Origin of the sequence: Hymenobacter sp., assembly GCF_031398885.1 — a bacterium.
Taxonomy (GTDB): Bacteria; Bacteroidota; Bacteroidia; order Cytophagales; family Hymenobacteraceae; genus Hymenobacter.
The window spans coordinates 53,712-66,147 of record NZ_JANNOD010000041.1 but is presented as its reverse complement, the minus strand read 5'-3'; the positions used below and the strand labels follow the sequence as shown (position 1 = coordinate 66,147).

Genomic DNA, 12,436 nt, shown 5'->3' with positions numbered 1-12,436 from the left:
GAAAGAACGTCATACTGAGCTTGTCGAAGCATCTCTACCGCAATACTAACATAAGATTAGTTGCGTGGTAGAGATGCTTCGACAAGCTCAGCATGACCGCTTCTTTATTCAGACGTTCAACCCGGACCCGTTAGTCTTTGTTGGGCGTCAGCTCGCGGCGCAGGCGGCGGCGGGGCTCCAGCTCGCTGTCGTACACCCGCTTCTGGCCGTCGCCGAGGGCTTCTTCCACGTCGCGGATGTCGCGCACGAGCTTGGCCATGCCGCCGGGCTCCACCGAGGCGGCGTGGTCGGAGCCCCACATGGCGCGGTCCAGCGTGAAGTGGCGCTCCACGAAGCTGGCGCCCAAGGCCACGGCCGCCACGGTGGTGGCCAGGCCGGTCTCGTGGCCCGAGTAGCCAATGGGCAGGCCGGGGAACATGGCCTGCAGGGCCGGCACCATGCGCAAGTTCAGCTCCTGCGGCGGGCAAGGGTAGGAGGAAGTGGAGTGGGCAATCATCAGATTATCCGTGCCCACCCAGCTCACGGCCTGGGTGATTTCGTCCAGCGTGCTCATGCCGGTGCTCAGCATCAGCGGGCGGCCGGTGGCGCGCACGCGGTCCAGCAGGGGCCGGTCGGTGAGCGAGGCGCTGGCCATTTTGTAGAGCACGGGCTGAAACTGCTCGATGAAGTCCACCGAAGGCTCGTCCCAGCACGAGGCGAACCAGTCCACGCCCAGGGCGCGGCAGTAGTCGTCGATGGCCGTGTACTCGGCCTGCCCGAACTCGGTGCGCCGCTTGTAGTCGATGTAGCTCATGCGGCCCCAGGGGGTGTCGCGCTGCTTTTCCCACTGGTCCTTGGGCACGCACAGCTCGGGGGTGCGCTTCTGGAACTTCACGGCGTCGCAGCCGGCGCGCACGGCCTCGGCAATGAGCTGCTTGGCCAGGTCCAGCGAGCCGTTGTGATTGATGCCGATTTCGGCGATGATGTAGGCGGGCTGCCCGGGGCCAATGGACCGGTTCTTCCGAAGTTCAACTGTGTTCATGAGGCGAAAGGTTAAAGGTGAGGAAGAGGGAAAGAAATGTAGAAAGGGAAACGGAATGCCCACCCGAATATTTGATGCGTCAGGCTTCACGGTGCGCGACCTCGGGGGCGGCCCCGGCGGGCACTTGCTGGCTGGTGATGATGAGTTCAGCCAGCTCGCGGAAGCAGCCGTGGCCGCCGAACGCGGCGCAGTGGTAGTGCGCCACCCGGCGGGCAAAGTCGGTGGCGTCGCCCGGGCAGGCGGCCAGCCCTACCAGCCCCAGGATTTCCACGTCGTTGGTATCGTCGCCAATAAAGGCCACCTCTTCCGCTTGCAGCCCCAGCCGGGTGAGGATGGTGACCAGCAGCGTGGCTTTGTCCTTGGCGCCGAGGTGCAGCTCGGTAATCCGCAGCTTTTCGGCCCGCCGGGCCACCGAGGGCGACATTTCACCCGTCACGATGCCCGTGGCAATGCCGATGAGGCGCAGGCGCTCCACGCCCATTCCGTCGCGGATGTTGAAGCGTTTCATTTCCTCGCCGCGCTCGGAGTAGTACACGCCGCCGTCGGTGAGCACGCCGTCGCAGTCGGTAAGGACGAGCTTGATGCGGCGGGCCTTGGCGTGGACGGCGGCAATATTCATTAACGATACGGAAGGGTTAATAGTCAAAGGTGGCAGATTGAGTACGGCCGGAATCAACCGCTGGGTTACGAATGTATTACGCCTGCGTTTCCAGGCTCAGCGTCAGGGCTTAAATGGCCGTCCAGCCCCCGTCCACCACCAGGTTGGCGCCGGTCATGTAGGCCGAGGCGTCGGAGGCCAGGAATACCACCGCGCCCTGGTAGTCGGTGGCGGCGGCCATGCGGCCCAGGGGCGTTTTGGCGCTGTACTGCCGCACGAAAAACTCGTCCTGGCTATTCTCCACCCCGCCCGGCGAGAGCGTATTCACGCGCACGCCGCGCGGGCCCCAGTACGCCGCCAGGTAGCGGGTGAAGCTGATGACCGCGCCCTTGGTAGCCGGGTAGGAGGGCGACTTGAAAAAGGTCTGCTCGCCCTGGGCATTGCGGTAGATGCTCTGGTCGGGCCCCACGATGCCGTAGGTGCTGGCCACGTTGATGATGCTGCCGTGGCCCTGCGCCGCCATGGGCGTCCCGAACACCTGGGCCGCCAAGAAAATACCCGTCACGTTCACCTCCAGCGACTTTTGCCAGGTGGTCAGCGGGAAGTTCTCGAACCGGCTCAGGTCGGCCGCCAGCGCCGGGTTCTCGAACATGTCGTTGATGGCCGCATTGTTCACCAGCACGTCAAGGTGGCCAAACTGGGCCAGAATATGGTCGCGGGCCGCGGCCAGAGACTCGGGACTGGTCACGTCCACGGCCAGCGGCAGGTGCGGGCCGCCGGGCAACCGAGCCGCCACGGCGGCGGCAGCGGTCAAGTCAAGGTCGGCCACCACCACGTGGGCGCCGGCCTGGGCCAGGGCTGCGCAGTGCTGCTGCCCGATGAGCCCGCAGGCGCCGGTGACGATGGCTGTTTTGTTGGCGAGGTCGAAGAGGTTCATGCTGTAGCGCGCAGCCTTTGCTGCGCGTTTCGCCGCACCGCGGCGAGGGAATGTAAGGGGTGATCAGGAAAACCGAAGCGTGGCCTCGCCGCGCCGCGGCGAAACGCGCAGCGAAGGCTGCGCGCTACAATTATTTCGCCTTCACCGGCGCCGCGTTGGTCACCTTGCGGAACACGGCTTCCACCGGCTCGCCCAGCAGGCGGCTGGCCAGGTCGCCGGCCTCAATGGCTTCCTTTAGCAGCGGCAGCACCTCGCGGTAGGCGGCCAGGGTGTGGGCCACGTCGGCGTCGGTGTGCGAGAAGCACAGGTTGTGGAAGCCGCCCCACAGAATGCCGCGCTTAAAGAGCTCCTGCTGCATGAAGGCTTTAATTTCCAGCGGATTGCCGGCGGCGGCATCGAACGTTACTATTGTGCGGCAGTCGTAGCCGTAGCACTTGGTGTGGGCGCTCAGGCCCAGCTCGGCGGCAATTTCGTTGTAGCCGTCCTTGAGCTTTTTGCCCTGCTCGGCGAGGCGGGCGGGCACGTTTTGCTCGCGCATCTCGGCGATGGTGGCCAGGGCCGCCGCCATGCTCAGGGCCTCGCCGCCGAAAGTGGTGAAGAAAAATACGTCCTGCTCAAACAGCATCATCACGTCGCGCCGGCCGGTGAGCAGGGCAATGGGCATGCCGTTGGCGAAGGCCTTGGAGTACACCGCCAGGTCGGGGGTGATGCCGAAATACTCCTGCGCGCCGCCCACCGCCACGCGAAAGCCGGTCCACATCTCGTCGAAAATCAGCAGCGTGCCGTTGGCCTTGCACAGCGCGGCCACCTCGTGCAGGAAGTTGTCCTTGGGCGCGTCGAAGATGAACGGCTCCAGAATGAGGCAGGCCACGTCCCCGTCGAGCAGCGCCCGCACCGAGTCGAGGTTGTTGTACTCGAAGGCCGCGGTCAGGTCCTTGATTTCCTGCGGAATGCCCTTGTCGCGGCTCGTGGTGCCGATATACCAGTCGTGCCAGCCGTGGTAGCCGCAGCACAGCACTTTACTGCGCCCGGTGAAGGCCCGCGCCACCCGCACCGCCGCCGAGCATACGTCGGCGCCGGTCTTGCTGATGCGGATGCTCTCGGCGTTGGGAATAATTTCGTGAATCAGCTCCGCGAGCTGCACTTCCAGCTCGTGCATCATCGAGAAGGTGATGCCGTCCAGCAGCTGGGCCCGGATGGCGTCGTCGACCCGCGGGTAGGCGTAGCCCAGCGAAATCGGCCCGATGCCCATCTGGAAATCGATGAATTCGTTGCCGTCCACGTCCCAGACGTGGCTGCCCGCGCCGCGCTTGAGGTACTTCGGGCTCACGCCCTTAGTGTACTGCCCGGGCCCTTTGGCCAGGGTCTGGGTCACCGGCGTCATGATTTGGTGCGCCCGGGCGTACAGGGCGTCCGACTGCGTGATGTCGGGGTATTCGGCGTTGAAAGAAATGGTGTTGGGCATAAGTAAGGAGAAAAATTGATGAGGGTGTAGCACGCAGCCTTCGCTGCGTCAGCGAGCACCGCGAGCAATGGGCTCCAAATGCGCGCAAATTTCCGGGGTTGCGCCGCCGGCAGTTGCTCGCGCCAACGCAGCAAAGGTTGCGTGCTACACGCAACTGCTAGCGTGGACGGATTACTCCGCAAACTGATTTTCCAGTACCGCCGGGCCGGCGGCAATGCCGGCGCCCGACTCGCCCAGGGCCGCCGCAATGCGCCGCGCAATGTGCTGGCCCGTGAAGCCCTCGTGCTCCAGCACCGCGCTCAGGCGGCCGGGGCGGTACCAGCGCTCCTCCAGCGCCAGGGGCAGTACCCGGGCCGTTGTTTGGTTTCGCAGCAGCACTTCGGCCAGGATGGAGTACAGGCCGCCGGTTACGAAATGGTCCTCCACCGTCACCAGCAGGGAGCCGCGGCGGGCCACGTCGAGCAATACGGCTTCATCGATGGGTTTGAGGCTGCGCAGGTTAATCAGGCCCACCGACTTGCCCTGGGCCTGCAATAGCTCGCGGGCCACCAGCGTCTGCTCGAACAGCATACCGTAGGTGAGGATGGTGACGTCGGTGCCCTCGGCCACGATTTCGGCCTTGCCCATCTCGAACGGGGCGTGCGCGTAGGTGGTGGGGCGGGTGTTGATGCGCACGTAGGCCGGCGCGGGCGAGGCCCAGATGGCCGGCAGCATGGCCAGCATGTCGGCCTCGTCGGCCGGCGCAAATACCGTCATGCCGGGGATGCCGCGCATTAGGCTCACGTCCTCGATGGCCTGGTGGGTGGGCCCGTTGCCGTCGGACAAAAAGCCCGGTACGAAGCCGCTCAGCTTCACCGGCAGCTGGCCGATGCCCACGTCGGTGCGGATAAACTCGAACGCCCGCAGGGTGAGGAAGGTGGCCAGCGCGTGCACCACCGGCACGCGGCCGCGCAAGGCCAGGCCCGCCGCCGCGCCAATCAGGGTCTGCTCCGTGATGCCGGTGTCGATGAAGCGCGGGCCCAGCACGGCGGGCAGGTTGCGGATGAGGGCGCGGTTTTCGGCCGTCATCACCACCAGCCGCTCATCGGCCAGGGCAGTTTCGCGGATAAGGTCTTCGTAGGTCATAGTAGCGCGCAGCCTTCGCTGCGTGTAGTGGGATGCAGCCTTTGCTGCGTTGACGTTGAAAATAACCGGGAGACGGCGCGGACGCCCAACGCAGCAAAGGCTGCGTCCCACGTTACCGCACGGTTAGCGTTTCGCTGGTCAGCGTAGTGGCTTCCTGGCTGTGCAGCTCGCGCAGCAATTCGGCCACCTCATCGGCCGAGAAGTTGCAGAACCAGCGGTCGGCCCGGGCCTCAATGCTGGGCAGGCCGCGCCCGCGCACCGTGTCGCAGATGATGACCGAGGGCTTGGTATCGGAGAAAGGGAGGGCCGAAAACGCCGCTTCCAGCTGCCCGAAATCGTGCCCGTCAATCCGGCGCACTTCGCAGCCAAACGCCTCGAACTTGGGCGCCAGCGGCTCCAGCGGTATCAGGTCCTCGGTGGCCACGTTGGCCTGGAAGTGGTTGCGGTCCACGACCAGCGTGAGGTTATTGACCTGGTGGGCGCTGGCCACCAGCAGGGCCTCCCACACGGTGCCCTCGTTCAGCTCGCCGTCGCCGGTCACGACGATGACCTTGTTGTCCTGCCCGCGCATCCGGCAGTCCAGCGCCACGCCCAGGGCCACGCTGGGCAGGTGGCCGAGCGAGCCGGAGTGGAACTCCACGCCCGGCACGTGGCGGTTGGGGTGCCAGTAGATGTGGTCGTCGGTGCTCAGGTGCTGGGCCAGCCGGTCCTTATCCAGAAAGCCCAGCTCCACAAACGTGCCGTAGAGCGCCGGCACATCGTGGCCCTTGCTCAAGAACAGGTAGTCGCGCCCGGGGTCCTGGAGGTTATCGGGCCGCACGTTCAGGAAGTCGCTGTACAGGTACACCAGCAGGTCGGCGCAGCTCAGCGAGGCGCCCGTGAAGCAGCCGCCGTCGGTGCTCAGGCGCACGATGTGCTCACGCACGCGCAGGGCCAGGTGCTGGAGACGCTCTTGTTGCTCAGGTTTCATAGAGTTATTCGTTGTCAGTTGCTCGGTGTCAGTTGTTAGTTAGTTTGTTGCTGTCAGTTTTTAGTTATCAGGTACAGGCGCCAGCGGCTCAGGGCGACCTGACAACTGATACCGAGCAACTGACAACTAACGGCCAACGACTACATCTTTCGGGTCTGAGAGGCGTCCACGGTTTTAAGTTCGTCGAGGTGGTTGCGGTACCAGTTCACGCCCGCCAGGTGGGCGTTCAGGTCGGCAATATCGGGCCGCGCGGCCAGTAGTTGCAGAATGTCGGCCAGGCCGAAGGTCGGGTTGGTGGGATAGAGCGCGTCGTAAACGGCGCCGATGAAGGCGTAGTCTTCCGGGTAGTCGATGGTCCAGCGGTGGCTCATGGAGTAGTCCCGCCCCGTGGCCCAGGCCACGTTGGCCAGCCGGAACCGGTCGGGGTTTTCCCAAAAAAACGGGGTGGTGTGCTCGCGCTCCAGCGGCCGGTGGGCCTCGCGCCAGGCGGTTTCCAGGGCCGCCAGGGGCATGACTTCCACGTCGTTGCCGTCGGGAAACGTGGCCGGGTGCAGGTTGCTCACGAAATCGAACCGGCCTTCATGTTCCAGGTAAAAGCCCACCACTTCGTCAATCACGGCCGGGTCGATGAGCGGGCAGTCGGACGGAATTTTCAGCACCACGTCGGCGCCGTAGTGGCGGGCGGCCCGGTAATGACGGTCGAGCAGGTCCAGGGCGTCGCCGCGGAAGCAGGGCAGGCCGTGCGCGGCGCAGCAGGCGGCCACGGCGTCATCGGCGGCGTCGGTGGTGGTGGCCACCCCCACGGTGCCGGCCAGCCGGGCGCGCCGCACCCGCGCCACCATGCGCACCAGCAGCGGCGCGCCGGCCAGCGGCAGCAGCACCTTGCCCGGCAGGCGCGACGAGCCCATGCGGGCCTGCACAACGGTCAGAATTTTCGGCAGGGCCGTCAAGGGCAGTTGTCTGTTATTGGTTGTTAGGTCTTAGTTGTTCGTTGCTCGTTGTCAGTTGTCAGGCACTATTAGGTGTTATGCCCGCAGTCGGTTTGCCCCTGACAACTGACAACTAGCAACGAACAACTAATAAATCAGCGGATGGCCAGCGACCCTTGGGTTTCGGGCGCGGCGGCAAAGTCTTCGGGCTGGTGCTGGCGCAGGAACGCGGCCCCGCTGCCCTCAAAGTGGCTAAAGCCCTGGCAGATGGCGGCAATGCGCCGGGCGGCCGTGCCGCCGTTTTGCCAGGGCTGCTTGTGCTTGAGGTCTTCCACGTCGAAGTACGAATGCACGGGCTTGCCTAGGGCCAGGCCCACGTACACCACCGTCGAATACTGGGTGATGAGCTCGGCGCAGTTGGCAATCATGTGGTCGGTGTTGCCGTCGGTGTAAATCAGGGTGCCGGGCGGGGCGTACTGCTTGATTTCGGCCACGGCCCGGTCCGTCTGCTCGTTGGGGTGCAGCTTGAAAATCATCGGGCGGCCGGCGGCAATGCGCGTGCACTTGGCGATAAACTTCGGGCGGTTGTCGGGGCTAAACGTCTCGCGCATGTCCGACGTGGCCACCAGCACGTAGCCGTGGTGCGGGAAGTCGTTGTTCCGCAGCCGTTCGGCGTGGTCGAAGTTGGGAATGCCCGTCACGATGATTTTGGCGGGGTCCACGCCCACGAACGAGAAATGCTCGCGGTAGCCCTCCGAGGCCACGCAGTAGATGTCGCAGCAGTTGGCCAGGCCGTTGAGCGCCGTGCCGATGGCCAGGATGGGCATCCAGTTGAGCCAGCGGATGAGGCGGGCCCAGGCGTTGAGCGGGTCGGTCATGCCTTCCTGCACAAACACGGTTTTGGTGGTGCGCACCAGCGGCCAGGGCACAATCACGTCGGAGCAGCACACCAGCAGGTCGTAGGTATTGCCGAACTGCCGGGCCTCGAAGTCGTTGGGCAAATTGTGCTGGGCCAGGTACTTGTCGGCTTTCTCCTTGATGGGGCCCGTGACGATGGTGGTTTTCAGCCCGCCGGTCCAGAGCAGGAACTTGTAGAAGGGACGCTGCCAGCCGTCGTAGTAGAGCTGGCTGAAGTAAGGCTCAAATTCGTCTTCCAGCAACTGCGCAATCTGGTGCATCTGCGTGGTCTGATTGGGCGAACCAATGAGAAAGAGTACCTTTTTTCGGGACATGCAGAAGGGGAAAAATGCAGCAATAAGTCGAATTCCGGGCCGGGTTCCCGCAACAACCCGGCGAAGCAGCCAGCGGTTTTACCCGCCGGCCCGAAGGGCACTGCGCCGCTCCAAGAATAGGCCAAAGTACCAAATAAAGGGCGAAGTAACGCGCCGGCCTTGATTTGCGTGGCAAAGGCCGGTTAAGGAATTGCGAAGGTTTTCGGGCGCGTACCCGACGAAGTGGTGACCAGCCGGTTAAGGTGCTGCCGCCCGCGCGGCGCGAGCTTCTTTCACCAAGCCGCTGGCCCGCTGCCCGCCAACAACGGCCACGCGTAGCCGGTAATTGCGCACCGAAGTGCGCATCGTTCGTCCGCCGCGAGGGAGGAGTGGGGCTACGCTTCGCCCTCCACCACGGGCAGCGTGAGCGTGGCAATGGTGCCGCGGCCGGGGCGCGAGGCCAGCTAACTGCCCGCCCAGCAGGGCCGCGCGGTTGTGAAGCGCGGGCAGGCCAATGCCGCGGCCGTTGGCCGCGGCCGGGTCGAAGCCGCCCCCGTCGTCTTCCATGCTCACGTGCACGGAGTCGCCTTCGTAGGCCACGTGCAGCGTGGCTTCCTCGGCGCGGGCGTGCTTCACCACGTTGTTGAGCAGCTCCTGCACCATGCGGTACACGGCCAGGGTCAGCACCGGGGGCAGGGGCCGGTCCAGCCCGGTCAGGTACAGGCGAAGGCGCAGCTTTTGGGGCGGAATGCTTTCCTGCAGTCTTTGCAGGGCCACGGCCAGGCCAAAGTCCTCCAGCACCCGCGGCATTAGCTCAAACGACACGCTGCGGGTGGCCTTGATGGCTTCTTCGAGCAGCGCCAGGGCGGCGGCCGGGTCGCCGGGGCCGTCTTCCAGGTGCAGCTTGGTGGCGTAGAGCAGCTGCCCCACGCCGTTGTGCAGGGCTTCGGCAATGCGCTTGCGCTCCACCTCCTGGGCCATGAGCACCACCCGAAAAGTTTCGCGCTGCTGCTGGGCTCTTAGGTGCGCTGCGCTGGCTTGCAGGCGGTTGCGCTCCGTCACGTCGTGCAGCAGCAGCAGCCCGCCCGCTCCCGCGGGGCCGGCCGGGCCGGGCAGGGGAATGGCCGTCAGCTCAAAATCGCGGGTCGCGCCGGGCCAGGCAAAGGCCTGGTGAAAGCGCGGCCGGTGCGTGCCGTGCAGCAGGTCGTCGATGCTTCGGCCGGGGGCCGACGCGCGCTCAAACGGCAGGCACGCCCATGCTTCCTGGCCCAGGGCCTCGGCCTCGGCCCGCCCGGTGAGGGCTTCCATCACGCGGTTCCAGGCCGTGAGGCGCCCGGCGCCGTCGAACGCCGCCACCCCGTCGACGGAGTGGTTGAGGAGGTTTTTGCTGAATTCCTGCTCTTCGCGCAGGCGGTCCTTGGTCCGTTCCGACTCCGTGACGTCAATGGCAAACAGCACGGCTTGCTGCCGTTGCGCGTCAAAAAAGCCGTAGTACTGGAAGTACAGGCGCTGGCCGAGCCCGTCGGCCACGCTCACAAAGCTGACCTGCTCGCCGGCCAGCAGGCGGCGCAGCGGCTCGGCCAGGTCGGGAAACGCGTCGAACACCGACGAGCCCACCAGCGCGCTGTCGGCGATGCCCATGCGGCGCAGGCCGGCGCCTATCAGCTCCAAGTACTCGCCGGTGGGCGAAAGGCGCCCGAGCAGCACGGGCATGTGGTCGCGCAGCTGTTGCAGCTGGCGGGTGCGGTAACCCTGCGCCCGCTCGGCCCCGCGCCGGCCTGTCACTTCCCGGACGAGGCCAAGCAAGGTTTCGGGTTGGCCCCGGGCGTCGCGCTCCAGGCGGCCGCTCACGGCCAGGTGGTGCACCGAGCCGTCGGGCCACTGCACGCGGCACTCCAGGCCCAGGGGCTGCCCCTGCCGCACCGTGGCTTGCAGGGCCAGCGCCACGCCCGCCGCGTCGGCCGGGTGCAGGGCGGCCCGCAACATCGCCAAAGAAGCGGGCGTAGAGGCGGAAGGTGTTCCGAAGCAGGCCCGGGCCCGGGCGTCCCATTGCAGGACCTCGGTGGCCAGCGTCCATTCCCAGACGCCGGTGCCCGCCGCTTCCAGGGCCCGTTGCAACCGTTCTTCGCCCCGGGGCCGCGGCGCCGCCGCCTGGCCAAAGGGCGTCGCGTCCACCACGGCCAGCTGGGCGCCGGGCGCGCCAGTGGCCGTGGTGCCGGCCCGGCCTGCCACCAGGGCCAGCAGCCCGGTGCCGGCCGCGGTTTGCAGCTGCAGCTCCGCGGTGCGGCGCTGGGGGCTGCCCTGCACCGCCGCCAGCAGGGTTAAAAAAGCGTCGCGGCTGTCGGGGGCCACAAACTGCAGGAAGCGCCGGCCCAGCAGGCGGTCGGCCGCGGCGCCCAGCAGGTGGCGGGCGCGGTCGTTGAGGCGGGTAATGGCGCCGTCGGCGTCCAGCACAAACAGGGCGACGGGGGCAAAATCGTACAGTTCGGCGTCCTGCATTCGGGCGGCTTCGGCCGCGGTCCGGGCGGTTTCGGTGGCGGCCGGCGCGGCCAGCAGTGCTTCAAGCTGCGTTTCCAGCTCGCTTAGGTACACCTGCAGGTCCTGCGCCAGCCGCTGAAATTCGTCGGGGGGAGCCGCCGGCCCGGGCCGGGGCGCTGGGTGGGCGCCGAATTTTTGGACCCGCTCGCGCAAGCGCTGCAAGGCCTGGGCAGCCAGCGAAGCAGGAGGAGTGGGCGGCATGGGGCGCGGATGAAGCGGCGGCGGTTACTTTATCAAGCCATCAACCAGGGCCAGCTTGACGAGCGCGGCGGTGTTGCGGGCGTGGGTCTTTTCCAGCAGGTTCTGGCGGTGGGTTTCCACGGTGCGCTTGCTGGTGAACAGGTGGTCCGCAATCTCGGCATTGGTTAAGCCTTCGGCAATGAGCTGCAGCACTTCCATCTCGCGCTTGCTCAGCAGCTCGGTCATCCGGGAGCCGGTGGCGGCGCTGGCCCCGCCCCAGGCCAGCACCTTGTGCAGCAGGCCCAGGCCGATTTCGGAGCACAAAAACAGCTTGCCGGCCATGACCTGCCGGATGCCGTGCACGATTTCCTCCCGGCCGGCGCTTTTGAGCACGTAGCCGCGGGCGCCGGCTTCCAGCATGCGGCCGATGTAGAGCTCCTCCGCCAGCATGGACAGGGCCAGGACCCGCACGGCGGGGTAATCGGTGCGCAGGCGCAGGGCGGTGGCGTAGCCGTCCATCACGGGCATGTTGATGTCGACGAGCACCAGGTCGGCCGGGGTGGTGGGCAACTGGTCGAACAGCTCCTGGCCGTGGCTGGCCGTGCCCACCACCCGCACGGCCGGCTCCCGCACCAGCAGGGCCTGGATGCCGTCGCGCACCACGGGGTGGTCATCGACCAGAAAGATGCGAATCATGGTGGGCCGGGCGAAGGGTGGAGGGCCGGGGCACGCGACGCGGTGGCCCGCTTTAGCGGCCTGGTAAAGCAGCTAATTTGGCAAGTGAATATACGTAAATGTTCGTAAAAGAATCAGTATATTACCATAAGCAGAAATTCGCGAAGCCGCCTACATTTGCTCGTTACATCAGCCCACGCCAGGCCTCGTTTTCTGCTTTATTTGCGGCAGCCCGGCGGCCGAAACCCGCGGCCGGAACTCTCGTGTCCTCCGCGTTTCGCCCCTTTCTGGCGGGTGCCTTACTGATTACATGGTTACAGCCGATACTTCCTCCTTGCTCAGCTCCCTGCCCGACGCCGACGGAAGCCGGTGCACGCTCGCCTACGAAGAGGCCGGGCCGTGGCTGCGGGCCACCTGGCGGGGTTTCGTCGATATGCAAGAAGCCCTGCGCGGGGCCGAGAGCTACCTGCGGGCCCTGGCCGCGCTGCGCTGCCCGTACCTGCTGAACGACAACGCGGCGCTTCGGGGGCCGTGGTTCGATTCGCTGGAGTGGCTGGAGCGCATCTGGGTGCCGCAGGCGGTGCAAATGGGGCTGCGCTACGTGGCGCACGTGGTGCAGGCCGACGGCTTGTCCGACGGCCTGGTGCTGCACGTTCGCGGCGTCTTGGCGGGAAGGCTGGAACTGCAGATATTTCAGCAGGTGCCCGAGGCCGAAGCCTGGCTGCGCAGCTGCCACAAAACGGACAGCCGCCCGGCGCCGCCGCGGGCCTGATGGAACCGCCGGTCC

At 66.1% G+C, this 12,436-nt stretch carries 11 protein-coding genes; 1 reads left to right on the top strand and 10 read right to left on the bottom strand.

The window, feature by feature from the left end:
* Positions 1–130: 130 nt before the first annotated feature.
* The 10 genes from RMO51_RS07435 to RMO51_RS07390 all read right to left on the bottom strand — a co-directional run bounded on the left by RMO51_RS07435 (position 131) and on the right by RMO51_RS07390 (position 11,670).
* On the bottom strand, positions 131–1,021 hold the full coding sequence (locus RMO51_RS07435; protein ID WP_310393426.1) for an N-acetylneuraminate synthase family protein: 891 nt from the start codon (positions 1,019–1,021) through the stop codon (positions 131–133).
* A 79-nt stretch (positions 1,022–1,100) separates the two neighbouring features.
* Complete coding sequence (locus RMO51_RS07430) at positions 1,101–1,640, bottom strand: HAD-IIIA family hydrolase (RefSeq protein ID WP_310393424.1); 540 nt, start codon at positions 1,638–1,640, stop codon at positions 1,101–1,103.
* 109 nt (positions 1,641–1,749) lie between these two features.
* Positions 1,750–2,556, bottom strand: a complete 807-nt coding sequence (locus RMO51_RS07425; RefSeq protein ID WP_310393422.1) for an SDR family oxidoreductase — start codon at positions 2,554–2,556, stop codon at positions 1,750–1,752.
* A gap of 130 nt (positions 2,557–2,686) precedes the next feature.
* Positions 2,687–4,021 carry an aminotransferase class III-fold pyridoxal phosphate-dependent enzyme gene (locus RMO51_RS07420; protein ID WP_310393421.1) on the bottom strand — a complete coding sequence of 445 codons (1,335 nt, stop codon included), beginning with the start codon at positions 4,019–4,021 and terminating at the stop codon, positions 2,687–2,689.
* Between the two features lie 171 nt (positions 4,022–4,192).
* A complete protein-coding gene (locus RMO51_RS07415) occupies positions 4,193–5,146 on the bottom strand; it encodes a transketolase C-terminal domain-containing protein (protein WP_310393419.1) in 954 nt (317 codons plus the stop codon).
* Positions 5,147–5,258: 112 nt separating this feature from the next.
* Positions 5,259–6,116 carry a 1-deoxy-D-xylulose-5-phosphate synthase N-terminal domain-containing protein gene (locus RMO51_RS07410; RefSeq protein ID WP_310393417.1) on the bottom strand — a complete coding sequence of 286 codons (858 nt, stop codon included), beginning with the start codon at positions 6,114–6,116 and terminating at the stop codon, positions 5,259–5,261.
* A 140-nt stretch (positions 6,117–6,256) separates the two neighbouring features.
* Positions 6,257–7,066, bottom strand: a complete 810-nt coding sequence (locus RMO51_RS07405; RefSeq protein ID WP_310393415.1) for a cytidylyltransferase domain-containing protein — start codon at positions 7,064–7,066, stop codon at positions 6,257–6,259.
* Between the two features lie 134 nt (positions 7,067–7,200).
* The gene (locus RMO51_RS07400; protein WP_310393413.1) at positions 7,201–8,277 is read right to left on the bottom strand and encodes a hypothetical protein; all 1,077 of its coding nucleotides are present in this window, start codon (positions 8,275–8,277) and stop codon (positions 7,201–7,203) included.
* 237 nt (positions 8,278–8,514) lie between these two features.
* Complete coding sequence (locus RMO51_RS07395; protein ID WP_310393412.1) at positions 8,515–10,995, bottom strand: PAS domain-containing protein; 2,481 nt, start codon at positions 10,993–10,995, stop codon at positions 8,515–8,517.
* A gap of 24 nt (positions 10,996–11,019) precedes the next feature.
* Positions 11,020–11,670 carry a response regulator transcription factor gene (locus RMO51_RS07390; RefSeq protein ID WP_310393410.1) on the bottom strand — a complete coding sequence of 217 codons (651 nt, stop codon included), beginning with the start codon at positions 11,668–11,670 and terminating at the stop codon, positions 11,020–11,022.
* 289 nt (positions 11,671–11,959) lie between these two features.
* On the opposite strand from RMO51_RS07390, the gene RMO51_RS07385 reads away from it, so the two are divergent.
* Entirely contained in the window at positions 11,960–12,421 is a 462-nt protein-coding gene (locus RMO51_RS07385; protein ID WP_310393409.1) for a hypothetical protein, read from the top strand.
* Positions 12,422–12,436 lie beyond the last annotated feature (15 nt).